This is a genomic window from Actinoplanes siamensis (assembly GCF_016862395.1).
Taxonomy (GTDB): Bacteria; Actinomycetota; Actinomycetes; order Mycobacteriales; family Micromonosporaceae; genus Actinoplanes; species Actinoplanes siamensis.
Map to the genome: position 1 here is coordinate 1 of NZ_BOMW01000094.1, position 25,752 is coordinate 25,752.

Consider the following 25,752-nt stretch of genomic DNA (forward strand, 5'->3'; position numbering starts at 1 on the left):
CCCGCCTTTCGCGCATCCGGTCGTCGACTGCCTTGCCTGTGTGGATGCTGCCGGTCGTGCTCAGCTGGCGTAGGCGCGCAGCAGCGGCCGGGCCTGTTCGGTGAAGTGCCGGACCTTGGGGTCGCGGCGGTAGGGGTGCAGGCTGAAGACCAGCCGGTAGACGTGTTTGACGCAGTGGGCGGAGGTGACCTGGTCGCTGAGGGTGGTGACGGCTTGCCGGCCCAGGTGCAGCGCTTTGTCGAGGTCGGGGTGGTCCTGGCGGGCGTAGGTGGCGGCTAGCAGTGCGTCGCGGAGCGCGCCTTCGCGGCTGAACTGGTCGCCTTGGGAGCTGAGGGCGGCGCGCAGGTGCTGGCGGGCGCGGGGACAGTCTTCGAGTTTGAGGTAGCAGTAGCCGGCTTGGGCGTGGGCTTGCGCGTCGGTCGCCCAGTAGGACCAGGCCGGGTCGCCGTGTTGTGGGCTGGGGTCGCTCAGGTGTCCGAAGGCGGTATCGATCGCGGTACGGCGGGCGGTGGTGTCGCGGTCGTTGGCGTACGCCTCGGCGGCGCGCAGGTCGAGGATGGCCGACACCCGGGGTGAGGCGGCGGGGTAGCCGGCGTCCGGATCGGCGAGGTCGACCAGGGCGTCAACGACCGGGCCGGCGTAGATGACGGTCATCAGGGTGGAGCGATGTGTTTGATATGCATGTGATCGTGAGGGCTCCTCAGGTCGGGGCGCGTAGTGCCCGCTGCGCAGGTCTCCAGTGGAGCGCTACTGGCTGATCAGCCGGAAGCATGAGCCTTCGAAACGATCATTTGCTGGCGATAACTAGTCGCTACCATCCGAACACGTAAGGCAACTTATCGTGAGCGGAGTGCGACATGACCACTGGCACGTCAGACGTAACGGTCACTCAGGACTGCATCGCGAGGTTTCAGGATCTGAAGCTCGCCAAGAAGTACACCTACATCCTCTACAAGCTCAGCGAGGACAAGACGCAAGTCGTCGTGGACAAAGCCTCCACATCCTCAAAGTATGAGGAGTTCACCTCCGACCTCCCGGATGCGGAGTGCCGCTTCGCCGTCTACGACCTCCCGTACGAGGAGGATGGCGCGAAGCGGAACAAGATCACCTTTGTTTCGTGGGCACCTGACGAGGTTGACACCAAGGAGAGGAAGCCTTACATCGTGGCCAAAAACGCGCTCCGCAAGAAACTGGTAGGCGTCATGGCGGAGATCCAGTGCGAAGACCTCCCCGGCGTCTCCTACGATTCCGTCGTGGAGGCGGTACGCAAGCAACGCGAGCAATGACCCGGTCGCCCCGCTCGCTATCCGGCCGGCGGGGCTCGCACCACCATCGTCAACGCACGATCAAATGCGCTCTTCTGGTTCCCGATCCGGGTGCCAATGTCGTGATGAGTCACTCTCTGTGAGGATCGGCGGCGTTCCGCTTCCTTGGTTGTGGAACGGCCCAGGTACTCGGATCGGGTCCGCGCAAGATCCCCTGGTCGTGTCGGCTTCCGAACTCGGCTGCACGGTTGACCGCACTCGTCTGCACGTCAGCCTGGACACTGCTCGGCAACGTCGCGTCTTTTTGGCTCACACGGTCGCGATCTACGCGGCCCGGTTCGGCTACCTCGCCGCCTGGCCCCTGGCCGAGCTCGGCCAGCGCATGGGCGGCGCACCGATCGACCTGCCGAAGCTACGCGCCGAGTTCGCGCAGGTCCTGCGCACCCAGTTGCCGATCTATCAGCAGCGCCGCGGCCAGTAGAGCGCCCGGCCCGGCGGTCCGCCCGGCCCCGGTGTCCGCCGTGGCCGGGCCCGCTGCCTGGGGCCTGTCGTCCGGCCGGGTGAACCGGGGCCGGTTTTCGTCATACCGGGCGCGTACGGTGCCCGCCATGACCGAGGGCACCACCACGACAGCAGGAACGACGCGCACGCCGCTGGCGATCGCGCGGGTGAAAAGCGGCAAGCGGCACGCCACCCGCGACGGCGCCACGACCGGCTGCGGGGCCCTCATCCCTGCTACCGCGGTCGTGACCCGGCCGACGCTGGACTGGCACCTGGTCACCAACTGCTACAACTGCGCGTACCGGCTCTGGCCGACCGAGGGCCCCGCCGACTACCTGTGCCCGTCCAACGGCTCCGACTTCCCACCGACCCGCAAGTGCCCGCACGGCCGGCACCCGCGCGCCTGTGTTCGCTGCACCCCGCAGGCGGCGCAGAACTGGCCCTGCCCGAACGGCTGCACCGATCCGGTCGACCACGACCCGCTGCACCGCTACACCAAGTGCACCGTGCACCCGCCGCGCAAGCCGGTCGCCCCGGACGAACGCTGCCCGGACGGCTGCGGTCAACGGAGAAGGCAATGCACCGGGCCAACCCCGGGCTGCGCTTCGACCTGGCCGACGATGCCTCGATGTACTGCTACCACTGCGGCGGCGCCGTCTGCGTGACCTGCCAGCGCACGCCGGTCGAGGACTCGCCCGGGCTCTGCGACGGCTGCGGCACCGGCTGGTAGACCCCAGGATCAGAGCCGCCAGCCCGAGTTCCAGCCGGGGAACTTCGTGGCCATCACGGTGAACTCGAGTTCGAGCGTGCCCGCCGCCGCAGCAGCGGCCAGCATGCCCGTGTACTCGACGTCCGGGGAGTACAGGGTCCAGCGGCGGCCGCGGGCGTCCAGGACGAACAGCAGCCCCCAGACGGCCGGGGCGGCGCCGGCGAGTACGACCAGGCGCTCGGGGTTCTTCAGGTAGGTGTGCCTGAGCTGGCCGTGCCCGGCGATGGCCAACGGGAACGTCGGCGAGCCGGGCGGCCAGGCCCAGCGAGTCAGCTTGCCGCTTAACCTCCCGCCGCACCCCGACGCCGCCGCAGACGAGATCACTGCGTCATGAAGGGTCACTACGGTGCCCGCGCCCAGCGCGCTGGGCGCGGGCGACGACGGGACCCAACGCGCGTTCTCTGCGGCAGAAGAGGGCGTCGCTGGATGGCTGGCCCTCATGCAGGTAAGCGCGCCGAACACGATACTTCGGTGGATCTCGCCGCCCCAGGGGATGGTTCAGGTGTGAGCATCTTGGGCGTCACTCGTAGCAGCCGGCTCTGTCGCTTTCCAGCTGCACGTCGGTGACCTTGCTCTTCTGAACGTTGATCCGGTAGTGCGCGCCGTCGCCTTTTACGACGTCGACCAACGCGTCACCGCCGGTTCGCCGGCCATCTGGGGTTTCATCGCCGTCGATGCGCCAGGTGAGGTGGGGATATGCCCGGCGTACCGCTGCCAGGGTGCTGCCGGGCTTGATGCCCTCCGGTGTCTTCTGGTTGCCGAACGAGTCGAGTGCGCGCAGCCCGGACTTGCCATTGAAGACCATCCAGGCGTGGTCCGATTGGCCCGTCCAGTGGGCGCTGACGCAGGCGTCCGGGCCGGAGGTGTCCTGGCCTGCGTTGACGACGATCAGGCCCGTGGCCTTTGCCGCAGCCAGACTCATGCCGATCTTCAGCGGTCCGATGCGGTCCGGGTGGATGGTCAGGTCAGCCGGGTCGGTGCGGGTTGCCTTGACCGGCTGAGAAATCGGTGACGTGTTCGATGGCGGCCGGGGAGTTGCTGTCGCTTCCGCGGCTTTGCTGGCCGAGTCGGCAGGTGCGGCCGCGGAGGAGGAGGGACCGGCCGGTGCGGTTGCCTCATCGTGGCGGGTTGTGGTGTTGCCGCAGGCAGCAACGAGGACCACCAGCGTGGTGGCGCCGAAGACGTGGGCGAGACGATGCATTGGAATGTTCCTTCCCCGTTTGGTTCCATTCAGCGCGATAGCCGTCCGGCATCCCAGGTCGTGATGAGCGGGCAAGGTCCAGGATGGCCGCGCCGCGGCCCCGGCAACTCACGAATAAGTGCCAACGGTTGGCAAACGCTTGATCACACGTCGCTGACCTCTGCGAGTCTCTCCGGCCGAATGCCAGCGTGGGCTCGTCACCGCGACAGACGCGCAATCATCTCGGCACAAGCGCGCATTAGGTCCGACCCGGTCGGCGTAACGCTGCGTGGCGGCTCTCCACCGGACAGCGGGCAAGATCAGCGACAGATCCGGATGTCGGGCCTCGCAGCACTCGAAACGACGCGCGTCCATGACGGCGCTTGGCGTGGAGGGCCTCCGTGGGGTGAGCGTCAGCGTGGCATCCGGGCGATCATGTCGTCCCAGATCTCCTCAGGCCAGTCGTGGCCTACGCCGGGGTATTCGACGAATCGCGCCCCGGGGATCTGAGCGGCAAGGTCACGGCCCGCTGTCGGCTTGAGCATCGGGTCGTCGGCGCCTGAGACAACCAGGGTCGGGGCGGTGATGCGGGACAGCGGCGGCAGCTTCACGGCCCGGCCGGCGGCGAGGTGCCGCTGGGTGGTGCGCGGATTGTGTGGTGCGCGGGTGTGGCTGAGCGTGGCTGCCTCTCGGACCCACTGTTCGGGGAACGGGTAGCCGGGTGAGGACTGGATCCGGTAGAGCTCGACGAGTCTGTCGATCTGCTGCTCGGGTGTGGTTGCTTTCGGCAGCTTGCGGAACTCACGGAAGACACCGAACTTGATGTAGCGCAGAGTCTGCAGAACTCCCGCGGTGGCCGGGCTGCTCATGCAGAGGGTGAGACTGCGTACCCGCTCGGGGTGCAGCAGCGCCATTGCCTGCGCGATCGCCGACGCGCCGCCCAGCACGTGCGCGTCGGACCAGCCGAGTGCATCCATCACCGCGAGCCCGTCGGCGGCCATGTCGGCGATCGTGTAGAGGGGGCGAGTGCGGCCGAGTAGCGCCCGCCACCGGCCACCGTCCGGCGGCTGTGGGTAATGGGTGGACAGGCCGGTGTCGCGATTGTCGTAGCGGGCCACGTGGAAACCCGCCTTGACCAGGCGCTCGCAGAACGCGTCGGGCAGCCAGACCATCTGGTAGTCGATCCCCAGGACCAGCAGCAACGGCTCACCGGCCGTGCCGAAGGTCTCGTAGGCGATCTTGGCGTCACCGTTCACGGCGTACTCGATGCCCATGTCTACCTCCCCATGTTTTTAATGCGATTGCATGATAACGACTCACGCGCCTCGATGGCAATGCGTGCGCATGAGATAGATTCGGTGGGTGCCTAAGCAGGTCGATCATGAACAGCGCCGCCGCGTCCTGTCCGAAGCGGTCTTCGCCGTCATCAGTACGCAAGGGTTCGAGGCGGTGAGCCTGCGCGACGTCGCGGAGCAGGCCGGCGTCTCGATGGGCACCGTGCAGCATTACTTCCCCACCAAGCAGCAGATGCTGTCGTTCGCGCTGTCGCACATGCGCGAACGCGTGATGGCTCGGCTCCAGGCCGCCATTGCCGCATTATGTGAGCCCACCCGCCGCGACCTCATCCGTGCCGCCACCGCGGTGATGCTCCCGGTCGACCCGGCCGGCCGTGAGGAGGCGTGCGTGAACATCGCGTTCTTCTCTGCCGCGACCGTCACGCCGGCGTACGCCGAGCAGCTTCGCGACGGATACGGACGCGTCCTGACGGTGTCGGTGGCCAACTTCCGCGAGGCGGCCAGGCTGGGCGAACTGCGCGACGGAATCGATCCCGACGTGGAAGCGCCAGCGCTCTACTTCCTCACCCAAGGCCTGATCGGGCCGGTTCTCGTCGGTCTGTACAGCCCGGACCAGGCACTGCTCCTCGTCGATGCGCAACTCGACCGAATGTTCCGGCCGGCATCACCCTGAACGGATCATGGGCTGGCTCTAGTCACGAACTCTGGATGAACCAGAGCATCACGCCCAAGACCAGACATCCACTCATCGGCAAATCCGTGCACTCGTAGGGTCCCGCCGCTGAGATGCCCGAACGTGACCGAATGTCATCCGGCGCCCGGGCAGGTGACGCTTCGGCATGCTGGTGCCCGCGGAGGCGTGTCCGCGCCTATCGACGCTCGTTGTGGCGGTCGTGACGGACAGGGCGGAAGCGATCGATGTGTTGGCGGAGTTCCGTGAGCAGCTCTACCGCTGCATGACCCGGCGGGCTGACGCCTTGTTCGAGCTGACCGAGGCGCTGTTGTGCACCGAGGGGCCGGTCAAGACGTTGGTCGGGCTGTCGCTGGCGCCGGAGTACCGGCGGGGCCACGGCGCGTTGTATGACGCGCTCAACGCGGGGCGCCTCGACGTCGAATCGCTGCGCCGACGACTGTCCGAGACTCCGCTGCCGCGGGCGGCGGACGGCCGCCTGGTCCTCGCGGTGGACGTCTCACCGTGGCTGCGCCCGGACGGCGACTGCAGTCCACAGCGTTCCTTCTGCCACACCTACGGCCGTGGCAAGGACGAACACCGGATGATCCCGGGCTGGCCATACTCGATCATCGCCGCCCTGGAAACCGGCCGCACCTCCTGGACCGCCCTACTCGACGCGGTCCGCCTGCCACCGGCCGCGGACGTCACCACGATCACCTGCACACAGATCCGCCAGCTCGTCGACCGCCTCACCGACGCCGGGCAGTGGAAGCCCGGCGACCGCGACATCCTGATCGTGCTCGACGCCGGCTACGAGGCACCGCGTATCGCCTGGCTGCTACGTGATCTCCCGGTGGAGATCCTGGCCGGATGCGCTCGGATCGGGTGCTCCGCCGTCCCACGCCGCCAAGGGTCTACAACCCTGAAGGCGGCCGGCCTGCCAAGCACGGCGGTGAGTTCGTCTTCGGCAACCCCGCCACCTGGGACGCCGAGCAGGCGGTCACGCACACCGACACCCGGCTCTACGGCCAGGTCCGGGCGCAGGCATGGGACCGGCTGCACCCGCGACTGACTCGCCGCGCCGCCTGGGTTGATCACGACGGGCCGCTGCCGATCATCGAGGGCACGGTCATCCGGCTCACCGTCGAGCACCTGCCCAGCCGCGGCGAGCCGAAGCCGCTCTGGCTGTGGTGGTCCAAGCTCGACGCCACCGATGCTGATGTCGACCGGTGCTGGCAGGCGTTCCTGCGTCGCTTCGACATCGAACACACCTTCCGCCTGCTCAAACAGACCCTCGGCTGGACCGTTCCGCAGCTGCGCGAGCCCGCCGCCGCGGACCGGTGGACGTGGCTGGTCATAGCTGCGCATACTCAGCTGCGTCTCGCCCGGCCCCTCGCACAAGACCTGCGCCGGCCCTGGGACGCCCGATGGCATCGGAGCGGCTCACCCCGGCCCGGGTGCGACGAGGGTTTCGGAACCTCCGCGCGACCAGCGGCTCACCAGCGCGTGCGCCTAAACCCAGCCGCCCTGGCCCCGGACGGCCACCCGGCTCCCGCAATCGGCAGCCCGCTGCCCGTCACGAAGTCGGACTTATCCTGGTCACCGGCCAGGCTCACCAGCGGCCGGCCCATCACAAGAAGGGCACCAAGCCCCGCCGAACTGGTTAAACGGCAAGCTCAGCCGTGCCACGGCACCGTCACCGCCCTGTGCCGGTGAGCAGGGCGTCGTACTTCTCCAGCGTCGCCGGTCCGGGCCGGGAATCAGTCGGCACGCGAGCGAGCCGCTGCTGCAACACCTCGTCGATGCCGGCCTGCTGGGCGTGCTCGGCGTGGGCCTGCTCGACGGCGTCCGGGTAGGCCTGGGCCTTCTCGTACGCGGCCAGGGCTCGGTAGATGCTGGCCACGCTCGGGTTGCGGCCCTTGCGCTTGCCGGTCGGGATGATCAGGTCGGGCTGGATCTTCTCGACGGTCTCGCCGTTGGCGCGGCGGCGCAGCACGGTGTGCAGAATGTCCTCGGTGATGACCGGGGGCCGGCCGCCGTGCTTGCCCTGCCGGGCGGCGGCGTCTAGGCCTTCCAGGGTGCCTTCGCGGATGTTGTCGCGTTCGGTCTCGGCCAGCGCGGCGAAGAACGCGAACAGGATCCGGCCCGGCCCGGTCGGGTCGTAGATGCCCGGCAGCGGCCCGGCGAGCATCTCCAGGACAAGGCCGTGCGCGACCAGGTGGTCGGCGAGGGCGGTGAGCTCGGCGGCGTCGCGGCCGAGCCGTTTCATCTCGTTGACGGTGAAGATGACCCGGCAGTGCGGGGCGTGGGCCTTGATCTCGCGGGCAAGGGCGAGCGCCGCCTCGAACTGCGGCCGGACCCGCATGCGGGTGGAGATCTTCTCGGAGAAGATCTTGTCCCGGGGGATGCCGTGCGCGGCGAGCGCGTCCAGCTGCGACTGGAGCTCCTGGGTCAGAGTGCTGCATCGGGCGTACCCGATCCGGATGTCCGCCGCCGGGGCGCCGGCGGCGGGGTGCCCGGCCGCCACGGCTGCCCGGGCCCGCGGTCAACGGGGGTCAGCACCCGTAGCGACTTGCTCAGCCGGCCGACTTTGGTGAAGCGGCCGGTGTGGTACGAGGTCGCGACCACCCCCGATCGGGACCGGCACGGCGAGCCGGGTTGCGCCTGGCACCGCGGGCACGGATGCCGCTCGACCCGCTCGGTAGGGCGTTCATCGGTTGCTTCCCGCGCATGACCGAAGACGACGCGTGGGAAGCGGGCCGGGGCGTCTGGAAGATGAACCGGGAGAAGGCGAGCCGGCAGCGGTTCGCCCTCATCGTCGGCGAAGGTGTCGTCCGCGCGGTCGCCGAGATCACCGGCTACACCGAGCACACCACCGCCACCGGCGTGCGCGGCGCCCTGGAGGGCCAACCCCTGCTCGCCGGCCACCCCGTCCGGGAGGCGTACCTCGGCCAGAGCGACCCGGTCGCGAACGGCTCACAGAACCCCGTCGGCTACTGCGACCTGCCCGAGGAGCAGTCGTACCTGATGCGCCCCTGCGCCTGCGGCTGCGGCGAGGACACCGACCGCGACTTCCTGCCCGGCCACGACGTGCGCGCCATCCAGCAGCGCGTGCGCGACCACTTCGACGGTTCCCCGCTCAAGCTCATCCAGTTCATCGACCAGCACGCCCCCGCCGCCTGAACCTGACGACTCCGCGCCTCGGCTACCTTCCGCGATCAGCGGCGGTGGCCGGACCCATTCAACAGGCAGGGATGCCTACCCGTTCCGGCTGGTCGCCTCGCAGAGCCGGGCCGTGCGAAAAACGAGTATGCGTGACCTCGCGCATACTTGCCGTCATGTCCTACTCGGAGTACGACGTCGATCAATGGTCCGAGGCGATCGCGAACCTGCACGCCAACACCGAGCACGACCCCGGCGACGGCCGCCAGGCGTACGAGGCGATCGCCAACGTCTGGTCCGCCTACGGCTACCAAGACGCCCCGACCGAAGTCATCAAAATGCTGGTCAACGCCTGCGAGATCGGCTACATGGCCGCACTCAACGACCTGCGCGACGGCGCCCTGGACGCCCAGATCCAAATGTGGCGGCCCGACCTCGCCGAGCAGTAGACCGCCAGGAACTACGAGCGGGCGCCGGCCTCGGCGCCCGCTCGATCCTTTTCAAGATCGTCCTTAGCGTTACTTTTCGTTCCGATGTTCCTCAAGGGCCGACCCGTGGTGCGTGGCGGAACTCGCCGGAGCCAAAGGGGTGCTGTCGGGGCAGGTGAGCTTCGATGATCGCGCGTATCTGCGTATCCGCTTACCGAAGCGGTGACGGTCGCCGACGGATGACCCGCCGTGAAGGCCCGCCCGTGGTGTCCGGACCGGGAACAGGTTCTGGCGCGTATCGGGCTGACCCATCGGGCCCCCGTCGGGCGCTGGCCGCCACCCACCGGTCCGGGATGTCGTGGGCTGCGCCGCCGCGGGTACCGCGTAGGCGTCCGTGAACGCGCTCCTGCCCGCGACCACCAGCATCGCCGCGGTGTTGAGGAGCACCCGGCAGAAGGTCATCGAGTGGTGGCGGAGCGGGTTGTCGATTTTGGTGAGCCGCGGCGTCGTCCCATTTGAGGGATGGATGGGCGAGGGACCGCCGTGGTGGCGGTCCCTCGTGTCGCGGTCAGGTGGTGGCGGGTTCGGCGGTGGCCGGGGTCTGCCGGGCGCTGCTGGTGGCGAGGCGGTTGAGCAGGCCGGCGAAGGCGAGGCCGAGGACGGTCCAGAGGATGGTCTGGGTGCCGAGTGAGGCGATCCGGAACTTCCAGAGAAGTGCGGCGGGGAAGGTGCCGGGGACCTCGTTGGTGGTGGGTAGCAGGGCGTAGGCGATGGTGACCACGATCAGGAATCCGGTCAGGCCCGCGGTGGCGCGGCGCCACTCGTGGGTCTGGGTGCGGGCGGCGAGGACGCCGGCCCAGATGGCGACCAGGCCGAGGACGAGCACGGCGAGGTAGCTGAGGGTTCGCTGGTTGATGGTGGCGGGGTCGCCGACGGCGGGCGGGTTGGGCGGGTATTTGAAGAAGGGCACCAGGACGATGCCGGTGAGGGCGGCGGCGGCCAGGCCGATCGCGGCGCGGGTGTCGCTGCCGGTGCGTAGCCGGCGGCGCAGCAGGGTGTACGCGGTGGCGAGGAAGCCGCCCATGGCGATGCCGTAGAGGCTGGTGGCGAGGATGAGGCCGACGTTTTTCTGGGTGTCGCGGCCGACGAGTTCCTCGCTTCCGCCGGCTTCGCCGTGGGCGAGGGTGTTCTGTTCCTCGATGGCGATGGCGGCGTCGATGCGGGGCTCGCCGGCCACGTAGGCGAAGGTGCCGGCGAGCAGTCCGGCGATGAGGCCGGCGAGCAGGCCCGCGATCAGCAGGCGTCCGAAGCTGAGCTTCAGTGGCACGGGACGCCCAGCAGGTGGCGGCCGTCGTGCATGAGTTCGTGCATGTACATGCCGCTGCGGGAGAGGGCGCCCTGGTCGAAGGCGACCAGGTAGGCGAGGGCGAGCAGCAGGATGGCGACGCCGGCGGCGGTGAGCAGCAGGCGGGTGGAGATGGCGGGGATGGCGAGGGGCCGGGCGGTGTGGGTCTTGGGCATGGCGGAATCAACCTCCTACGGGATGACGCGTCCCGATCAACAGGCTGCGGACGCGTGAGCGTCCTGACTCACCGCCCCCGCAGCCGGGGGTGGTTCACAGTGGCGCGACCGCACCGGAGTCCCACCGGTTTCCCTCACGACGCCGCAGATGGCCTCCACAACCTAACTGTCGTGGTGGTGGGGGCACAACCGGGATGCGATATTCGCGGGCGCTTGTGCTGGGGTGTCGTACCGGCGGGTGATCAACGTCTCGGCGGGCGGCCGGGGGTGGGGCAGGCTTGCGGGAAGGCCGCGAGCCTGCCCAGGGCCGGGGTTGGTTCAGGGGTGGCGCAGGAAGCGGGTCAGTTCGGTGATGAACGCCGTGGGTTGTTCGACGTGGACGTCGTGGCCGGCGGTGACCGAGGCCAGCACGGCGTCCGGGATGCGGTCGGCGGCGTCGGCGAGCAGGTCGTTGGGGATGGCGCTCTCCGCGCCGCTGATGATCAGGGTGCGGACGGGCAGGCTGGACAGGGCCTGCCACCAGGCTGGGTCGGGGTCGTTGAGCTGGGCGCGGATGGCGTTGACGGCGGCGAAGTCGAACGGGGTGGGCTCGGCCGGCGGGTCCAGTGGTGGGCGTGGCAGCGAGCCGGGTCGCGGGATGCTGGCGTCTTCCAGCACCAGGTGGGTGACGCGGTGCGGGGCGGCGAGTGTGAGCAGGGCGGCGACGATGCCGCCCATCGAGTGGCCGACCAGCACGCACGGGCCGATGCCGGCGGTGTCCAGGTAGGCCAGGACGTCGTCGCGCATCAGTTCGAAGGAGTATTCGCCGGGGTGTGAGCTGGCGCCGTGGCCGCGTAGGTCGAGGGCGTGGACGTGGTGGGTGCGGGACAGGTCGGGCAGCACGGTGTGCCAGTCGGCGCTGCTGTCGCCGAGACCGTGCAGCAGGATCATCGGGGGGTTGGCCGGATCACCGGCGGTGCGGTAGGCGAGGGACACTCCGTTGACGTCCAGCCGCGTATGCATGGCCGGAATGTAGCGGATCGGCGTGGCCGGGCCGGTGGTGCGCGCCCGGATGGGGGTGGCCACCTGTGCGCGGAGAACGGGAGGGCCGGTCGTGGCCGGTGCACCGGTCGGCGCCTCTGCGGGTTGCCGGGTACGGGGTCCGGCGGTGAGGGTGACGCGGGCGGCGGACACGGGCCCTCGGGCGGGTGTGGTTGTCGTACCGTCTCATCGACGAGACGGCGGGCCCGCGTGTGAGATGACGATGGCGCCGGGCAGCGGGCTGTCCAGGTCGAGCAGCTGCTGGGCGGTGACCGTGAACCCGGCGTCGCGCAGCCAGGCCGTGATCTGCTCGGGGCGGCGGCGGTGTACGTGCACGCGCATCGGGTGACCGCCGTACCCCTGCGTCTTGATCCGGGTGCCTTCGCCGGCGTGGAAGCCCAGCAGCATTGGGCCGCCCGGTCGTAGCACCCGGTGGAAGTGGGTCAGCACGCCGGGGACCGCGTCGTCGGGGACGTGGATCAGGGACCAGAACGCGAGCAGGCCGGCGACCGATGCGCCGGCTAGCGGCAGGTCGGTCATCGAGGCGACGGCGAAGCGCAGGCCGGGATGGTCACGTCGGGCGATGCGGATCATCGCGGGGGACAGGTCTATGCCGAACGTGTCCACGCCCAGTCCGGTGAGGTGGGCGGTGACGTGTCCGGGGCCGCAGCCGACGTCGGCGACCGGGCCGCCGCCGGCGGCCTCGACCAGGTCGGCGAAGAGGGACAGGGCCGAGCGCAGGTACGGGTCGAGGGCGTCGCGTACCAGGTGGGCGTAGTCGGCGGCGACCGTGTCGTAGGAGGCGCGGGTGTCGGCGAGCCAGGGTCGCATGCCGTCAGTTGGCCCGCAGCACGAGCAGGTCGAGTGTGTCGCGCAGCGGGCCGGTCTCGGTACGCGCGGCGGCGCGGGCGCGGCGCAGGCCGGCGGTGTACTGCTCGTCGGTGATCAGTTGTAGCAGGGTGTGGGCTTCGCGGCGCAGGCCGGTGACCGCGTGGTGCAGCGAGGGCGCGGAGACCTGCGTGACCGGTTCCAGCGCGACGGTGGTGAAGCCGGTCGCCTCGATGGCTGCGACGCTCGGGTACGCCCGGTTCAGCACGGTGATCGTTTCCGGCCAGAACCGGCACAGGGTGATGCCCTGGTGCCGGTCCGGGAACGGCGAGCGGATCAGCACGGGGGCGCCCGGTTTGAGCACGCGGCGGATCTCGCGGGCGGCGGCCGGCAGGTCGGGCACGTGGTGTATGACAGTGGACAGCCAGATCGCGTCGAGGCTGGCGTCGCCGGCTGGGATCCGCGCCGCGTCACCGGGCAGCACCGGGGTGAACACGGCGCGGTCGCGCATCGCCGCGGACGGTTCGACGGCGAGGATCTCGGTGCCCGGCCACCATTGGCGGAACGCGGCCGCCCAGCTGCCGGTCCCGCAGCCCAGGTCCAGCACGCGCGTGCCGGGCCGCGGGACCAGATGTCGTTCGATCGCCGTGCGCCAGGCGGTCAGCGCGTCGTCGCCGAGGTGGCGGGTGGCGCGGAACGCGGCGGCGTCGGATCGGTCGTACGCGATGAGCGCCATGGGTCAACGCTAATACAGACGCTGGCGGCGGAAGCGCAGGGCGCTTCGGCCGTCTTGTTCGGACCGGGCGGTTGTCTTGCGGAGTTCGCTGAGCCACTCGACGCGCAGCCGGCGACCGTCGGGGAACTGGTCGTCGCGATCCCAGCGCCACGCTGTGATCATCGCCAGCACGAGGGTCCGGCAGGCGCGCAGCAACTGGTGATCGACGCCCGGGTAGTGCTTCCCGACCTCGTCGGGCGCGTGGGCCAGGTCGAACTCGACCGGCCCCCGGCAGCACGTCTCGAAGTCGATGAAGAGCGGGCCGGTCCGGGTCGTCAGCAGGTTGCCCGGATGGGGTTCGCCGTGCAGGATCTGCTCGGGCCGGCCGCTCTCGGTGACCGCTTGCCGCATGCCGTCCAACGTGCCGGCGAGCAGGGCTCGGTCCGGGTCGGCCAGTTCCGGCGTTCGAGCGGGGTCGGCCACGAGCATCCGGGCCTGAAGAACCCGGTCGGTGAAGTGCGGGACGGGCTGGTCGACCTCGCGCATTGCGGCGTGCAGACGTTGCAGCGCACCGACGTATTCGGCGTTCGGAGGCGGTTGAGTGGTCACCGGCTCGTAGTAGGTCCAGAAGCTGACCACGTAGTCGCCCCGGACGAAGACCTCCGGCGATTGCGGCACGGCCACCGGACTCCCGGCCTCGGCCAACCGCTGAGCGACGTCCACTTCGAGCCGGGCGTGCTGGTGCGCGGCCGGCGCCACCCGGGCGAGCACGTCGCAGGGTCGCAGGCGCAGGGTGAGCGTGTTCGAGTTGTGCAGGACGGCGGCGTCGTGGGCGGTCAGGCCGAGCCGAGAGGCGCTCGACATGGCTGCCTGTGTCGCCCGCTGAATCTGGTGTGCCCGCATCGGAGCACCGTAGTCCGGTGTCCGTGGCGCCGCAGCCGTATTGTGGTGCCCTGTCGTCCCGGCGAACCGTCCGTCGTGCTGGTTGCTGTGCCCGCGCTGGGGAAGACCCGGTCGCTGACCGCCGTGACCTCCCGGGCTGTCAGGGGTGCAGGGGCGTTCGGCGGGGGAGCACCTTGCGATGCGTGATGCGCCATCCAGCCGTTTCCCGGCGTACGACGTCCTCGTAGACGACGCTGCCCACGCTGCCGGCTCTTCGGGCAGGTGGGCGTCGTGGCGTGCGCAGAGGGTGGGGAGGCGGCAGAGGCGGTCTGCGCATAGCCACCGAGCGACCTGCATGAACTTGCCGCGCGAGCCACCGCGCAATTCGGGTCGCACAGCCACGGCCGCCTGTGGGTTCAGGTGCCTTTCCGGGGGTAAGCGACCTGCCACCTCGGTAGGCGGTGGGGGTTGCGGGACGGGCTGCGGGTTCCGCAGGTTGCGTCTTGGTCTGGGCGTGGCACAGCCGGCGGCACCGGGTGCGACGGCCCAGCGGCGTGGCCAACGATGCCGTTAGCAGCCGCAGGAGTGCCGCGCGTCGTGGGCGACGCGATGGCCTTGGCCGTGCCCGGTATGGCACTCGCTCACCGTGACGGGGGCCGCCGGCGGCAGTCCCTCGGTTTCACGTTGGTGGACCTGCTGACCGGAATGCAGGCCACCCCGGCGAAGGAGATCGGCTTCGTGCCGGTGGCGCGGAGCACGGGAAGGGAGGATCCATGGAGCTGACAGCAGCGACAACTGTTCGTAAACCCGCGACGGAGGTCTACGCGTTCTGGCGTGATCTGGAGAACCTGGCGACGTTCATGACGCATCTCGAGCAGGTCCGCGTCACCGGTGAACGGACGAGCCACTGGGTGGCCGGCGCCCCGTTCGGCGAGGATGTCGAGTGGGACGCGGAGATCGTCGACGAGGTGCCCGGCGGGAGGATCGCGTGGCGTTCGATCGGGAACGCCGACGTGCCGAATGCCGGTACGGTCCGGTTCGTGCCGGCCCCGGACGGGGTGAGCACCGAGGTGCATGTCGTGCTGGTGTACGACATTCCGGGCGGCGCGGTCGGCAAGGCGGTGGCGAAGTACTTCGGCGAGGAGCCGCATCAGCAGCTGGACGACGATCTGCGCCGGTTCAAGCAGGTGCTGGAGACCGGCGAGGTGGTCCGGTCCGACGGCGCCCCGTGGGGCAAGCGGGCCCGCAAGGAGTTTCCGCAGCGTCCGGCGCAGCCGTTGTCGGACGCCGAGCTGGCGAAGGGAGCCGAGCCGTGAGGGCGAACACCTGGGCGGGCCGTAACAAGGTCGAGGTCCGTGACGTGCCGGATCCGAAGATCCTGAACAAGCGCGATGCCATCGTACGGATCACCTCCACCGCGATCTGCGGCTCGGATCTGCACCTGCTCGACGGGTACGTGCCAACGATGCAGGACGGCGACGTGATGGGCCACGAGTTCATGGGCGAGGTGATCGAGGTCGGACCGGGGGTGGCCGCGGACACGCTGCGGGTCGGTGACCGGGTGGTCGTGCCGTTCCCGATCGCGTGTGGCGCGTGCGCCGCCTGCGCCGCCGAGCTGTACTCGTGCTGTGAGAACTCCAATCCCAACGCGGGCATAGCGGAGAAGATGTTCGGGCACCCGGTCGCCGGGATCTACGGTTATTCGCATCTGACCGGTGGTTTCGCGGGTGGTCAGGCGCAGTACGCGCGGGTGCCGTTCGCCGACGTGAATCCGTTGAAGATCGAGTCGGACCTGGCCGACGAGCAGGTGCTGTTCCTGTCCGACATCCTGCCCACCGGCTACATGGGCGCCGAGATGTGCGACATCCAGCCCAGCGACGTGGTGGCGGTGTGGGGCGCCGGCCCGGTCGGGCAGTTCGCCATGGACAGCGCCCGGGTGCTCGGCGCGGCGAAGGTGATCGCCGTCGACAAGGAGCCGTACCGGCTGCGGATGGCGGAACAGGCCGGCCACATCCCGGTGAACTTCGACGAGGTCGACGTGCGGTCGAGGCTGCTGGAACTGACCGGTGGGCGGGGACCGGACAAGTGCATCGACGCGGTGGGTATGGAGGCCACTCACGGCAGCGCGCACATCGCCGCGTACGACCGGATCAAGCAGGCCGTGCGGGCGGAGACCGAACGGCCGCACGCGTTGCGCCAGGCGATCATGTCGTGCCGCAGCGGCGGCGTGGTCTCGGTCATCGGCGTGTACGGCGGTCTGCTGGACAAGTTCCCCGCCGGCGCCTGGATGAACCGGTCGCTGACCCTGCGCACCGGGCAATGCCATGTGCAGCGCTACATGGGGCCGCTGCTGCAGCGCATCGAACGCGGCGAGATCGATCCGACCCGCATCATCACGCATTGGCTGCCGCTCGCCGCGGCCCCGCACGGCTACGACATCTTCAAGAACAAGGAGGACAACTGCGAGAAAATCGTCCTCAAACCATGACCGACGACCGAGGCACGGTCGCGCCGACGTCCACCGGGCGGTTGTGGTCGATCCGGCGCGTGTCGGTGTCCCTGACCGCCGGCATCACGGCCGCGGCGGTGGCCGTGGTGCCGGCGCGCCGGAACTGGGCGCCCTCCTGGGCGGGATCGTCCTGGTCGGGAATCGCGGACAGTCGTCCTGACGTTGCCCGGCGGAACGGGCGCCGCGAGGCCTTCCTGCCCGTGGGCGACCGGCTGCGCCGTCGGGTTCGCCGCGGGCCGACGTCACCCTCCCCGGGTGACCGGATTCACCCATCGCGGCCGCCGGATCGGAAAACCCGGCCGATACCGGCATAGATTCCGATACCCGCCCGGGGCGATCCGTGGCCTGTATGTAATGAAGACCCCGGCCCAAGCCCGGGCGCGGAGGGAGGTAGCTGCGACGAGGAGGCAGTAATGAAGGCAGTGGTGTACGAGGGGCCGCGGAAGGTCAGCATCAAGGATGTGCCGGACGCGCGCATCGAACGGCCGACCGACGTCCTGGTACGGATCACGTCGGCGAACATCTGCGGCTCGGACCTGCACATGTACGAGGGCCGGACCGACTTCGAGCCCGGCCGCTGGTTCGGGCACGAGAACATGGGCCAGGTGGTCGAGATCGGCTCCGGGGTGGACAAGGTGCGGGTCGGCGACTGGGTCGTCGTGCCGTTCAACATCGCCTGCGGGCATTGCAAGAACTGCGAGCGTCAGCTGACGAACTACTGTCTGACCGCCCAGCCCGACCCCAAGATGGCCGGTGCCGCGTACGGCTTCGCCGACATGGGCCCGTACGGCGGCGGGCAGGCCGAGCTGCTGCGTGTGCCCTGGGGTGACTTCAACTGCCTGCGGCTGGGCGAGGACGCCGAGCAGCGCCAAACCGACTACGTGATGCTCGCCGACATCTTCCCGACCGGCTACCACGCCACCGAGATGGCCGGCGTGCAGCCCGGCGACCAGACGGTCATCTTCGGCGCGGGCCCGGTCGGTCTGATGGCCGCCCTCTCCGCGACCATCCGAGGCGCGGGCAAGGTGATGGTCGTCGACCGGCACCCGGACCGGCTGCGCCTGGCCGAGTCGATCGGCGCGATCGCCATCGACGACTCGAAGGTCGATCCGGTACAGGCCGTTCTGGAGCAGACGATGGGACTGGGCGCGGACAACGGCTGCGAGTGCGTCGGCTACCAGGCGCACGAGCCCGACGGTCATGAACAGGCCAACCTGACGCTGAACCGGCTGGTCGCCTCGGTGCGCTTCACCGGGAAGATCGGCAACGTCGGCGTCTTCGTGCCCGAGGACCCGGGGGCCGGCGACGAACTGGCCAAGCACGGCAAACTCACCTTGGACTACGGCATGTTCTGGTTCAAGGGCCAGCAGATCGGTACCGGCCAGGCCCCGGTCAAGAAGTACAACCGGCAGCTGCGCGACCTGATCGCCGGCGGTAAGGCGGAACCGTCGTTCATCGTCAGCCACGAACTGCCCCTGGACCGGGCGCCGGAGGCCTACGAGCACTTCGACAAGCGCGACGAGGGCTGGACGAAGGTCGTCCTGCATCCGGCGATGGCCGGAGCCGGTGCCTGACCTGGCGGGAGAAGCGGAACGGAGGCCGGGTCGCCATGCCGCTGGAGCGGTGGAGCGGGTCGAACGGTTTCGGCAAGCCCTCGATGACGACGGTGCCCGCACCGTCGTCGTCTCCGCCACCAGCGGCGAAATCGACCAGACGGCCTCATGATCGGCCCGGCCGTCGCGGCGGGTGACGTCGCGGCCGATGTAGCCGGCGACGTGCTGGCGCGAACCGTTGTTCGGCCTCGTCGAAGATCACCCGATCGCCGGCGTCACCGACCGACCAACGTCGATCTTTCTATCCGGTAGAACGGGTCGTTGGTCAGACCGGCGGTCCGGCATGCCCGGCCTCGCTGCCCGATCACAGGCGGATCAGGCCGGCGATCTCCTCGGGCAGTCCGGGTGACGTCATGACGTGACCCATCCCGGGCACGACGTGCAGGACCGCTCCAGGGATCAGGGCGGCCACGGCTTGGCCGTGACCGAGCGGATAGACCGGATCCTGGTCACCGTGCACGACCGACGTCGGCGCGGTGATCGATGACAGCGGTGCGAGCAGACTGGGATCGTCCACCCACACGGCCCGGTCATGGTTGGCCGCGGCCGCCGGGTCGACGGCGCGGGAGAGCGCCAGCTCGAGCATCGCCCGCGCGGCCGGCTCGTCGAACGGCCGGATCGGCCCGTTGAAGACCCGGAACAGGGCCACGTCGGACTCGATACCCGGCGGCAGCCCGGCTTTCAGATGCGCGACGAACGCCGGTGACGGAGGCGGCAGGTCGTCCGGGTCGGCTGGCTCCCCGGCCATCGCCCGGGCCCGCGCCGGGCCCGGATTGTGGCCCATCGGCGAACTGGACATCACCGTCAAGGACCGGACCCGGTCCGGCGCGTGCACACCCAGCCATTGCGCGATGATGCCGCCTGTAGAGGCCCCGGCCACGTGAGCGGAGTCCAGTCCGTAGCCATCCAGCACGGCGAGGCAGTCGCGGGCCATGTCGCCGATGGTGTATGGGTGAGCGTCGAAGTCCACGACGCTGGACCGACCGGTGTCGCGATGATCGAACCGGATCACCTGAACCCCGCGCTCGACAAGCTGGACGACCAGCGCATCAGGGCAGCTGACTCCTTGAGCAGCCGAACCCATGACCATCAGAACAGCGGGCAGGTCCGGATCACCGACTCGCTCGGTCCAGATCCGCAACGGTCCAGAGACTACGAATCGCTCGCGCGCATCCAACATGGCGGGCACAGTAGCGGCTACCCGTGGACAAACGCTCGCCCTTTTACGATCGGCCGGGGCGAGGACGGCGCCCCGCAACCTGAGTCGACCGATGTTCATCAGTTTCGCGGGCCTGTGTCAGGTCGGTGGTCGGACGTGTCGGTTACATCGGGGCGTAGTCAGCTACCACGGACCGGACAGCAGGTATCGCCGCCGTCAAGCACGTTCCGGGGGCGGGGCGGGTACCGGGCAGGTGGTGATCACCCGTACCGATGGGCAGACGGTCCACGAGAACATCGGGCCGACGGCGGGGTATGACCCTATTCGTGAGTCCGTGTTCGTTCCCCGCTCGTCATCGCTGAGGATCGAGCTGGCCAGCGCGACGACCGTCACGATGCAGATCGGCACGGTGCTGACCACGGTGGAACGGCCGGTGGTCTACCTCGATCAGAACCACTGGATTGACCTCGCCCGGTTCTGCATCGGGTCTGCGCAGATCTCCGGGCGACGCGCTCGGGTCTGCCGTCGGGTCACCGAGCTGGCCGACGCCGGAAAGATCATCCTCCCGGTGTCCGGCGCCCACCTGGTCGAGATCGCCAAGAAGGCCGACCGGCAGCGCCGGGAGGTCGCCGAGGTGATGGCGAAGTATTCCCGGGGGTGGCAGATGATCAGCCCATTGCGGGCGCGCGCCCATGAGCTGCTGCACCTGTTCGACGCTGAGCCTGCTGGTCTCGGCAAGTCCCAGGCATTCACCCTCGATCCCCATGCCTTGTGGGCCGACGACAGTGCCCGTCAGCGGTCTTCTGCGCGAGGTCACCAGGGTTCGGGCGTTGAGCGACTTGGTCGCGATGGCGTTTCAACACCTGGCCGGACTATCTATCCCGCGGTTTTGAGCACCGGTTGAAGGTCTTGTCCAACACGACGGAATCTAGGTCGATCTCCCTGTCCGGAGTCTTGGTTCCGGCCGTTGGGCTGGCCCAGTCGCAGAGCTGAGCCCTGAGGAAATTGGATAGTCCGATCCGCACGTCGTCGTTACGGTCGCGTAGTGGCATACCAGCATCCGCTCGCTTACACGTTGGGGCTGGAGGGCGTGGCGTTGCTGCGTGCCTTCGCCGGCGACTACGACCGGGACTTCATCGAAGCGCGGATCAGCGAGGTCCGGCGCCTTCTGGACAGCCCTGCGCTGAAGGGCGACGGAGTCACCGCGGCGCAGGTCGACACCGTGGACGGCTACCAGGTGTGGTCCGCGACCTATGATGAACCAGGTAACGGACTGTTCGAGATCGAAGAACCCATCGTGCGCGAGATCCTTGGTCCTCTGTCTCCGGGAGTGGCCTTGGACGCGGCTTGCGGCACCGGACGATATACCGAGTATCTCGCCAAGCAGGGCTACCGGGTGATCGGTGTGGACAGCTCCCCGGACATGCTGGCTCGCGCTCGTACGCGCGTTCCGAACGCCGAACTGCGGCGGGGTGACCTGCATCAGCTTCCGCTGCCCGACGACCACGTCGACGTCGTCGTGTGTGCTTTGGCCCTGACCCACCTTCCCGATGTCGCGCCGGCGATCACCGAGTTCGCCCGGGTCCTGCGTCCGGGCGGCCATCTGGTGATCACTGACGTGCACCACGAGCTGGTGGCGTTGGGGTCGGTGCCGCGCGTTCGCTCTGCCGACGGTGATCCTGGGCTGCTGCCGGCGTTCGGTCATCGGGCTAGTGACTATCTCCGCGTTGCGCTGCCCTTGGGTCTGCAGCTACGGCGTTGCGAGGAACCTCGGATGTCCGGCGATGCCAGCAAGGACATGCCCGGGGAGATCGTGACAGGGCCGTGGGACTTCTGGCCTTGGTCGCTGCTGGGCATCGTCCCGGCGGCCGCTGGTGCCGCCTGGGACGGAACACCGAGCCAGATCATCTGGCACTTCCAACTGGCGCCGAGCGCAACCATGGCTGCCCCTCCCTCCAGTGCAAGCTGAGCCGGTCCGGACGCCGTTTCCCTCGATGATGTTGGTCTCGGGGCCCGGCTGCCGCAGACGGCCTGGCCCCAAGACCGAGTCGGCGGTTCAGACCCGCTGGAGAAGAAGCGGTGTCATTGCCGAGCTTTCACTGACGGGTCGGCGATTTGCGCTTCGAGGTCGGCGATGCGGCGGTCTTGGAAGCGCACGTTGGAGCGGGCGGCTTTGAGGCGTTCGTCGAGGGCGCGGTTGTCGATGGTGAGTTGCCGGAGGCGCTGCTTGAGGGTCGTGTTCTCGGTGGTGATGCGCTGGACGGCTTCCTGGGTCCATTCGGCTTCCAGATCGCGGATTTGGTCGAGGAGTCCGCTGATGCGGGCCAGCCCGGGCGCATCGGGTCGGGCACCAGCATCCGGGGCAGCAGCAGGGCCGCGTCGACGGCCTTGGTCCCCTGGGTCCGCGGGACGCCCGCGCACAGCGTCCGGGTCGCCACGTCGATCGCGGCGGTCAGCTCGCCGCGCTCGGCGACACCGTCACCGAGGTGGGTGAGCACGTCGATGGTGGTGGTGTCGATCTGCACGACCTGCCCGGGACGGGCGAAGGTCAACGTGGTGAAGCCTCCGGCGGGGCGGTTGTTCATATTCCGGCGGGTGACAGCGTTGTCGAAGGTGTAGGCGCCGGTGGTCATCGTGCGCAGTAGCTTGTTGAAGGTGCTTTTCGCGGGGGCCGTCGGCGGGTCGTCGGGGTACCGGTCGGTGATGCGGCGCGAGAAGTTTCTAACTCCCGCCGAAGGGCGGTTCATGGCCGCATCGCGTGGGCGACGCCAGCGACTCCGGATGTGCACTGTTGCTTGCGCTATGAACGCCGTCCCGGGCAACGTCCTGGCCGCTGGTAGGTCGAGCGCTCCGGCGGTCCGCTTCCGTTCCTGGTCCGCGCCGATGAAATCGGTTGTCGGATTCGTGCAACAGTTCGTGCCCGGCGAGCGTGTTGGTACGTCGGGGAGGTGGGAATGGTCGAGGACTTCGGGTCGTTCGTCCGCGACCGTACGTCGCCGCTGCTGCGCTACGGCTTCGTCTTGTCGGGCAATCCTCATGATGCCGCTGATCTGGTACAGGAGGCGCTGGTCCGGTTGGGCGAGCGGTGGTCGAGGGTCAGCGCGCGGGGCGACCCGGAGGGCTACGTTCGCACGACGATGGCGCGGCTGCACATCAGTTGGTGGCGGCGTCGGCGGCGGGAGCATCCGGTCCTGGTTCTGCCTGAGCAGGGTTACGTCGATGCCGGCATCGCCGAGGCCGAGGGCGATCTTGGTCTGTGGCGGGCGGTGACTGCTCTGCCGTCGCGGCAGCGGGCGGTGCTGATGTTGCGCTATCACGAGCAGCTCAGCGATGAGGAGATCGCCCAGCTGCTGGGGGTCTCGCGAGGAACGGTGCGCAGTCAGGCCGCTCGTGGCCTGGACAAGCTGCGTGAGGTAACCGAGTGGGTGGAAGGGGCGGCGGTGCGTAGCCAGGCCTCTGGTGGCCAGGGAAAGCCATGCGGCGTGGCCGGGTCGCAGGTTGCGGCACAGGTCAAGGGGAGGTAGCCGCGCATGCGTGATTTGGAAGCCGATCTGACCCGCACATTCCGGGCTGCCGGTCTGGCTGCCCCGGACTCTGGGCCGGGTTTCTCGGCGGGGCTGACCGCCAGGCGGCGGCGACGTACCCGGACCAGGATGGCCGGGGCGTTCGCGGCGGTGGTCGCGGTTGCGGCCGGGGTGGCTGTTGTCGTCTCGCCTATTGCCCGGCAGCCGGAACTACCGCAGTCACCCGGTCCGGCACCACTACCGACCGCAGCATTGCCCACCGTCGCTTTGTCGCTGTCCAAGCCGTACCGCGACCTGTGGCCGGATGCGTTCGTCGCGCTGCCGCTCCGGCTGCCAGACGGACGACGGTATTCCGTCGAGGCGGAGTTGGGCACCGACGAGTACCTGCTTAGGCCGTGGGACGACCAGAGGAGTTACCTGCCGGTGGTGTTCAACGCCCGGACCGGTGTGACGCGAGAGCTAGGAACGGTTCCAGCATCCGGGTTCACCGTGTACGACCCGGACGGCACGTACCTGACAGAGCACTACATCACCTGGGTGGTGACAGCGCAGGAAACAGGTGGCGCAACGTATCACGAGGTGTGGAGCGCGCCCAGGGACGGCGGCGCGGCCGTGCGCCGGGCGAGGTTCGGTCCGGGCGACATGACGGTGTCGGTCGCCGAGGTCGGCGGGGTCTTCTACGCCAGCGCCGAGTCCTTCACCGGGGACGGGGCGGTCTACCGGATCCCGGACGGCGGCGAACCGCAGAAGGTGGCTGGCAGTGACGGGTACGTCCTTCAGTACGGGGCCTGGGCCGTGCATCGCTCGGCGAGGACGACGGAATCGAAGGTCGAGGATCCGGCAGCGGTGCCGGTGGAGAAACTCCAGTTCTGGAACGTGGCCACCGGTGAACGTCGCACACCGCGCACCCTGACCGGGGTCACCGTGATCGACTGCAATCCGCTCGTTTGCGTGGGGCGGGCCGGGGGCAGCCTGGTGAGCTACGGCATCGACGGCAGCCGACCATTGCGGACGACCGGCGACGCGGTGGATCCCGTCGGCGCGGAAACGTGCGACTCGTGCCTTCCGGGAATCAACGTGTTCTACGACAGCAAGGGCCGATTCATTCAGCTCCGGCTCAAGTCCGGCGTTTACCTGTGGGACCGGAACACCAACACCCTCGGTACACAGCAGGACGGGTCCTCCGGAGACGGAGATGTGATCGACGTTGGGCAACCCGGCGGCAAGCAGCACCTGCTCCTTCTCAATCGGATCCGCTGAGCCCTGCACGCAGAGCATGCGTACCGGGTAGCCCCGCAACGCCGACCGCCCAGCCTGATCAAGACCGCCTCACCCGAGGCCGCTGAACCGTACCCGGTCGCCTCGGAGAACCGCCCCATCTCGCACTGACGCGATCAGGCCCCTACACCGACCCCACACCCTCGACGGGCTGGCCGCAGGCCATGCCCGTGGCTGGCGCGCGCCCGAAGCGGCCGTTCCCCGACCGGTCCTCTCGACAGGAGCAGAGCTTGAGTGCCGCCCCCGTTCACGCAACGGCCGCCGCCACCCTCTCGCCGCGCGTTGACTACAGGATTCCCGGGCTGGACGGGCTCCGCGGCCTGGCTGCCCTGTACGTCGTGGTGCATCACTGCTGGCTGCTGTCCTTTCCCGGCTATCCGGCCAATACCGGCCCGGCCTGGCTCGGGTGGCTGGTCCACGGCCGGCTCGCGGTCGTCATGTTCATCACCCTGTCGGGTTTCTCCCTGGCCATCGGGCCGGCCCGCAACGCCTGGCGTCTCGGCGGCACGCTGCGATACGCCCGGCGCCGGGCACGCCGGATCCTGCCCGCCTACTGGGCTGCCCTCGCAGCCAGCGCCCTGATCGCCACCAGTGTGCCGGCTCTGCCGCTCAGCGTCCCGCCGACCCTGCGGTCGACCATCGTGTACGGCCTGCTGTTACAAGACGCCGTCGCCGCACCGGCCCCCAACGGCGCTTTCTGGTCGATCGCGGTGGAAGCCGGCCTGTGCCTGGCTTTCCCGCTCGTGCTGATGACCCGTCGGCGGTTCGGTGCGACGGTCACACTGGCCGCCGTCACGGTGCCGGTGGTGACCGCGGGCCTGTTCCTGCCCGAACTGTCCCTGGGGCCCCGGGCGATCGGCTATACGCTGGAACTGGCGCCCCCGTTCATCATGGGTGTGCTGGCGGCCGGAATCGTCTCCGCCAGTGACCGGATCCGGCGCCTGCCCTGGCTCGCCCTGGCCGCGACGGCCGGCGCACCGGTACTGATGCTGATCGTGCTTCGCGGTTCAGCCTGGGCAGCCGTTCACTACTACTGGCTGGACCTCGCCGTCGGCCCGGCCATCGGCCTGTTCCTCGCCGCCCTGGCCACCCACCGACCCCGCAAGCTCATACGGCTGCTGAACTGCGCGCCGCTGCAGAAGCTCGGCGGGTTCTCCTACAGCCTCTACCTGATCCACATGCCGATCGTCGCCCTGATCAACACCCTGATCGTGGAACCCCGCACCAGCTCGCACCTGACGACCTTCACCATCACCACGGCTCTGGTGATTCCCACTTGCCTGACAACAGCGCGGCTGTTCGCAGCCGTCTTCGAAATCCCCTTCCAGCACCGCTACCCCACAACGAGAGAGCAGACCGGTACAAATCTCAACCGCCCGGCGAGTTCTCCAAGATCACCGTCATGCTCGCCCCAACCCGGGGGAACCGGG

The 25,752-nt window shown here is 69.1% G+C and carries 28 protein-coding genes, 1 pseudogene and 1 riboswitch; of the genes and pseudogenes, 15 read left to right on the plus strand and 14 right to left on the minus strand.

Translation table 11 applies throughout. The features are described 5' to 3' along the window. Window positions 1-60: 60 nt before the first annotated feature. The gene (locus tag Asi03nite_RS35605) at window positions 61-654 is read right to left on the minus strand and encodes an NsdA family TPR-like regulatory protein (RefSeq protein WP_203684924.1); all 594 of its coding nucleotides are present in this window, start codon (window positions 652-654) and stop codon (window positions 61-63) included. 203 nt (window positions 655-857) lie between these two features. Between Asi03nite_RS35605 and Asi03nite_RS35610 the strand changes: the two genes are divergently transcribed. From Asi03nite_RS35610 to Asi03nite_RS35620, 3 genes are all read left to right on the plus strand, one after another. Next, window positions 858-1,286: an actin-binding ADF family protein gene (locus Asi03nite_RS35610; RefSeq protein WP_203684925.1), complete on the plus strand. Its 429-nt coding sequence runs from the start codon at window positions 858-860 to the stop codon at window positions 1,284-1,286. Between the two features lie 283 nt (window positions 1,287-1,569). Then, complete coding sequence (locus tag Asi03nite_RS35615) at window positions 1,570-1,746, plus strand: hypothetical protein (protein ID WP_203684926.1); 177 nt, start codon at window positions 1,570-1,572, stop codon at window positions 1,744-1,746. A 127-nt stretch (window positions 1,747-1,873) separates the two neighbouring features. Further along, window positions 1,874-2,431, plus strand: coding sequence for a hypothetical protein (locus Asi03nite_RS35620; RefSeq protein ID WP_203684927.1), 558 nt, complete (start codon window positions 1,874-1,876; stop codon window positions 2,429-2,431). Window positions 2,432-2,505: 74 nt separating this feature from the next. On the opposite strand, the gene Asi03nite_RS35625 is transcribed toward Asi03nite_RS35620, so the two are convergent. The 3 genes from Asi03nite_RS35625 to Asi03nite_RS35635 all read right to left on the minus strand — a co-directional run bounded on the left by Asi03nite_RS35625 (window position 2,506) and on the right by Asi03nite_RS35635 (window position 4,989). Continuing rightward, a complete protein-coding gene (locus Asi03nite_RS35625; RefSeq protein ID WP_239103167.1) occupies window positions 2,506-2,766 on the minus strand; it encodes a hypothetical protein in 261 nt (86 codons plus the stop codon). 289 nt (window positions 2,767-3,055) lie between these two features. Further along, window positions 3,056-3,736 (minus strand): hypothetical protein, encoded by a 681-nt coding sequence (locus Asi03nite_RS35630; RefSeq protein ID WP_203684928.1) that lies wholly within the window; start codon window positions 3,734-3,736, stop codon window positions 3,056-3,058. A gap of 392 nt (window positions 3,737-4,128) precedes the next feature. After that, a complete protein-coding gene (locus tag Asi03nite_RS35635) occupies window positions 4,129-4,989 on the minus strand; it encodes an alpha/beta fold hydrolase (protein ID WP_203684929.1) in 861 nt (286 codons plus the stop codon). A gap of 88 nt (window positions 4,990-5,077) precedes the next feature. On the opposite strand from Asi03nite_RS35635, the gene Asi03nite_RS35640 reads away from it, so the two are divergent. After that, window positions 5,078-5,683 carry a TetR/AcrR family transcriptional regulator gene (locus tag Asi03nite_RS35640; protein WP_203684930.1) on the plus strand — a complete coding sequence of 202 codons (606 nt, stop codon included), beginning with the start codon at window positions 5,078-5,080 and terminating at the stop codon, window positions 5,681-5,683. Window positions 5,684-5,849: 166 nt separating this feature from the next. Continuing rightward, window positions 5,850-7,350 (plus strand): annotated as a pseudogene (locus Asi03nite_RS38820) (NF041680 family putative transposase). Between the two features lie 29 nt (window positions 7,351-7,379). Here Asi03nite_RS38820 and Asi03nite_RS35650 read toward each other — a convergent pair. Together Asi03nite_RS35650 and Asi03nite_RS39125 are read right to left on the minus strand one after the other, a co-directional pair. Next, window positions 7,380-8,210 (minus strand): recombinase family protein, encoded by an 831-nt coding sequence (locus Asi03nite_RS35650; RefSeq protein ID WP_239103170.1) that lies wholly within the window; start codon window positions 8,208-8,210, stop codon window positions 7,380-7,382. Further along, the gene (locus Asi03nite_RS39125) at window positions 8,135-8,485 is read right to left on the minus strand and encodes a zinc finger domain-containing protein (RefSeq protein ID WP_444978655.1); all 351 of its coding nucleotides are present in this window, start codon (window positions 8,483-8,485) and stop codon (window positions 8,135-8,137) included. The genes Asi03nite_RS35650 and Asi03nite_RS39125 overlap by 76 nt, the downstream gene beginning before the upstream one ends. Here Asi03nite_RS39125 and Asi03nite_RS35655 point away from each other — a divergent pair. Further along, on the plus strand, window positions 8,414-8,866 hold the full coding sequence (locus tag Asi03nite_RS35655; protein ID WP_203684949.1) for a hypothetical protein: 453 nt from the start codon (window positions 8,414-8,416) through the stop codon (window positions 8,864-8,866). The two genes, Asi03nite_RS39125 and Asi03nite_RS35655, sit on opposite strands and share 72 nt — an antisense overlap. A gap of 155 nt (window positions 8,867-9,021) precedes the next feature. After that, window positions 9,022-9,294: a hypothetical protein gene (locus Asi03nite_RS35660; protein ID WP_203684931.1), complete on the plus strand. Its 273-nt coding sequence runs from the start codon at window positions 9,022-9,024 to the stop codon at window positions 9,292-9,294. A 547-nt stretch (window positions 9,295-9,841) separates the two neighbouring features. On the opposite strand, the gene Asi03nite_RS35665 is transcribed toward Asi03nite_RS35660, so the two are convergent. The 6 genes from Asi03nite_RS35665 to Asi03nite_RS35690 form a co-directional block, all read right to left on the minus strand. Then, window positions 9,842-10,600 carry a CbtA family protein gene (locus tag Asi03nite_RS35665; RefSeq protein WP_203684932.1) on the minus strand — a complete coding sequence of 253 codons (759 nt, stop codon included), beginning with the start codon at window positions 10,598-10,600 and terminating at the stop codon, window positions 9,842-9,844. Continuing rightward, window positions 10,591-10,794, minus strand: a complete 204-nt coding sequence (locus tag Asi03nite_RS35670) for a CbtB domain-containing protein (RefSeq protein WP_203684933.1) — start codon at window positions 10,792-10,794, stop codon at window positions 10,591-10,593. The genes Asi03nite_RS35665 and Asi03nite_RS35670 overlap by 10 nt, the downstream gene beginning before the upstream one ends. A gap of 58 nt (window positions 10,795-10,852) precedes the next feature. Next, a riboswitch (cobalamin riboswitch) is annotated at window positions 10,853-10,927 on the minus strand. Between the two features lie 185 nt (window positions 10,928-11,112). Beyond that, on the minus strand, window positions 11,113-11,796 hold the full coding sequence (locus Asi03nite_RS35675) for an alpha/beta fold hydrolase (protein WP_203684934.1): 684 nt from the start codon (window positions 11,794-11,796) through the stop codon (window positions 11,113-11,115). Window positions 11,797-12,000: 204 nt separating this feature from the next. Then, window positions 12,001-12,645 carry a class I SAM-dependent methyltransferase gene (locus tag Asi03nite_RS35680; RefSeq protein ID WP_203684935.1) on the minus strand — a complete coding sequence of 215 codons (645 nt, stop codon included), beginning with the start codon at window positions 12,643-12,645 and terminating at the stop codon, window positions 12,001-12,003. Window positions 12,646-12,649: 4 nt separating this feature from the next. Next, window positions 12,650-13,378: a class I SAM-dependent methyltransferase gene (locus Asi03nite_RS35685; protein WP_203684936.1), complete on the minus strand. Its 729-nt coding sequence runs from the start codon at window positions 13,376-13,378 to the stop codon at window positions 12,650-12,652. A gap of 9 nt (window positions 13,379-13,387) precedes the next feature. After that, window positions 13,388-14,221: a phosphotransferase enzyme family protein gene (locus Asi03nite_RS35690; RefSeq protein ID WP_239103171.1), complete on the minus strand. Its 834-nt coding sequence runs from the start codon at window positions 14,219-14,221 to the stop codon at window positions 13,388-13,390. A 791-nt stretch (window positions 14,222-15,012) separates the two neighbouring features. On the opposite strand from Asi03nite_RS35690, the gene Asi03nite_RS35695 reads away from it, so the two are divergent. From Asi03nite_RS35695 to Asi03nite_RS35705, 3 genes are all read left to right on the plus strand, one after another. Then, entirely contained in the window at window positions 15,013-15,555 is a 543-nt protein-coding gene (locus Asi03nite_RS35695) for an SRPBCC family protein (protein WP_203684938.1), read from the plus strand. After that, a complete protein-coding gene (locus Asi03nite_RS35700) occupies window positions 15,552-16,727 on the plus strand; it encodes a zinc-dependent alcohol dehydrogenase (RefSeq protein ID WP_203684939.1) in 1,176 nt (391 codons plus the stop codon). The genes Asi03nite_RS35695 and Asi03nite_RS35700 overlap by 4 nt, the downstream gene beginning before the upstream one ends. Window positions 16,728-17,161: 434 nt before the next feature. Continuing rightward, window positions 17,162-18,322 (plus strand): glutathione-independent formaldehyde dehydrogenase, encoded by a 1,161-nt coding sequence (locus tag Asi03nite_RS35705; protein ID WP_203684940.1) that lies wholly within the window; start codon window positions 17,162-17,164, stop codon window positions 18,320-18,322. Between the two features lie 343 nt (window positions 18,323-18,665). On the opposite strand, the gene Asi03nite_RS35710 is transcribed toward Asi03nite_RS35705, so the two are convergent. Further along, window positions 18,666-19,619, minus strand: coding sequence for an alpha/beta fold hydrolase (locus tag Asi03nite_RS35710; RefSeq protein WP_239103172.1), 954 nt, complete (start codon window positions 19,617-19,619; stop codon window positions 18,666-18,668). 154 nt (window positions 19,620-19,773) lie between these two features. Here Asi03nite_RS35710 and Asi03nite_RS35715 point away from each other — a divergent pair, with 154 nt between their 5' ends. Then, window positions 19,774-20,424 (plus strand): hypothetical protein, encoded by a 651-nt coding sequence (locus Asi03nite_RS35715; RefSeq protein ID WP_203684941.1) that lies wholly within the window; start codon window positions 19,774-19,776, stop codon window positions 20,422-20,424. Between the two features lie 141 nt (window positions 20,425-20,565). Further along, window positions 20,566-21,489, plus strand: a complete 924-nt coding sequence (locus Asi03nite_RS35720) for a class I SAM-dependent methyltransferase (RefSeq protein WP_203684942.1) — start codon at window positions 20,566-20,568, stop codon at window positions 21,487-21,489. 127 nt (window positions 21,490-21,616) lie between these two features. Here the strand turns inward: Asi03nite_RS35720 and Asi03nite_RS35725 are convergent, their stop codons facing one another. Beyond that, window positions 21,617-22,267, minus strand: coding sequence for a hypothetical protein (locus Asi03nite_RS35725; protein WP_203684943.1), 651 nt, complete (start codon window positions 22,265-22,267; stop codon window positions 21,617-21,619). A 207-nt stretch (window positions 22,268-22,474) separates the two neighbouring features. Here Asi03nite_RS35725 and Asi03nite_RS35730 point away from each other — a divergent pair, with 207 nt between their 5' ends. The 3 genes from Asi03nite_RS35730 to Asi03nite_RS35740 form a co-directional block, all read left to right on the plus strand. Then, window positions 22,475-23,044, plus strand: a complete 570-nt coding sequence (locus Asi03nite_RS35730; RefSeq protein ID WP_203684944.1) for a SigE family RNA polymerase sigma factor — start codon at window positions 22,475-22,477, stop codon at window positions 23,042-23,044. Window positions 23,045-23,173: 129 nt separating this feature from the next. Next, window positions 23,174-24,304, plus strand: a complete 1,131-nt coding sequence (locus tag Asi03nite_RS35735) for a hypothetical protein (RefSeq protein ID WP_203684945.1) — start codon at window positions 23,174-23,176, stop codon at window positions 24,302-24,304. Between the two features lie 248 nt (window positions 24,305-24,552). Next, a partial coding sequence (locus Asi03nite_RS35740; protein WP_239103173.1) for an acyltransferase family protein occupies window positions 24,553-25,752 on the plus strand: 1,200 nt, incomplete at its 3' end.

Bases quoted from the DNA above. Each gene is read 5' to 3' on its own strand.
- Asi03nite_RS35735 (WP_203684945.1), top strand. From the start codon at position 23,174: ATGGCCGGGGCGTTCGCGGCGGTGGTCGCGGTTGCGGCCGGGGTGGCT.
- Asi03nite_RS35655 (WP_203684949.1), top strand. From the start codon at position 8,414: ATGACCGAAGACGACGCGTGGGAAGCGGGCCGGGGCGTCTGGAAGATG.
- Asi03nite_RS35685 (WP_203684936.1), bottom strand. From the start codon at position 13,378: ATGGCGCTCATCGCGTACGACCGATCCGACGCCGCCGCGTTCCGCGCC.
- Asi03nite_RS35680 (WP_203684935.1), bottom strand. From the start codon at position 12,645: ATGCGACCCTGGCTCGCCGACACCCGCGCCTCCTACGACACGGTCGCC.
- Asi03nite_RS35705 (WP_203684940.1), top strand. From the start codon at position 17,162: ATGAAGGCAGTGGTGTACGAGGGGCCGCGGAAGGTCAGCATCAAGGAT.
- Asi03nite_RS35695 (WP_203684938.1), top strand. From the start codon at position 15,013: ATGGAGCTGACAGCAGCGACAACTGTTCGTAAACCCGCGACGGAGGTC.
- Asi03nite_RS35675 (WP_203684934.1), bottom strand. From the start codon at position 11,796: ATGCATACGCGGCTGGACGTCAACGGAGTGTCCCTCGCCTACCGCACC.
- Asi03nite_RS35610 (WP_203684925.1), top strand. From the start codon at position 858: ATGACCACTGGCACGTCAGACGTAACGGTCACTCAGGACTGCATCGCG.
- Asi03nite_RS35725 (WP_203684943.1), bottom strand. From the start codon at position 22,267: ATGAACCGCCCTTCGGCGGGAGTTAGAAACTTCTCGCGCCGCATCACC.
- Asi03nite_RS35635 (WP_203684929.1), bottom strand. From the start codon at position 4,989: ATGGGCATCGAGTACGCCGTGAACGGTGACGCCAAGATCGCCTACGAG.
- Asi03nite_RS35620 (WP_203684927.1), top strand. From the start codon at position 1,874: ATGACCGAGGGCACCACCACGACAGCAGGAACGACGCGCACGCCGCTG.
- Asi03nite_RS35690 (WP_239103171.1), bottom strand. From the start codon at position 14,221: ATGTCGAGCGCCTCTCGGCTCGGCCTGACCGCCCACGACGCCGCCGTC.
- Asi03nite_RS35605 (WP_203684924.1), bottom strand. From the start codon at position 654: ATGACCGTCATCTACGCCGGCCCGGTCGTTGACGCCCTGGTCGACCTC.
- Asi03nite_RS35630 (WP_203684928.1), bottom strand. From the start codon at position 3,736: ATGCATCGTCTCGCCCACGTCTTCGGCGCCACCACGCTGGTGGTCCTC.
- Asi03nite_RS35730 (WP_203684944.1), top strand. From the start codon at position 22,475: ATGGTCGAGGACTTCGGGTCGTTCGTCCGCGACCGTACGTCGCCGCTG.
- Asi03nite_RS35670 (WP_203684933.1), bottom strand. From the start codon at position 10,794: ATGCCCAAGACCCACACCGCCCGGCCCCTCGCCATCCCCGCCATCTCC.
- Asi03nite_RS35660 (WP_203684931.1), top strand. From the start codon at position 9,022: ATGTCCTACTCGGAGTACGACGTCGATCAATGGTCCGAGGCGATCGCG.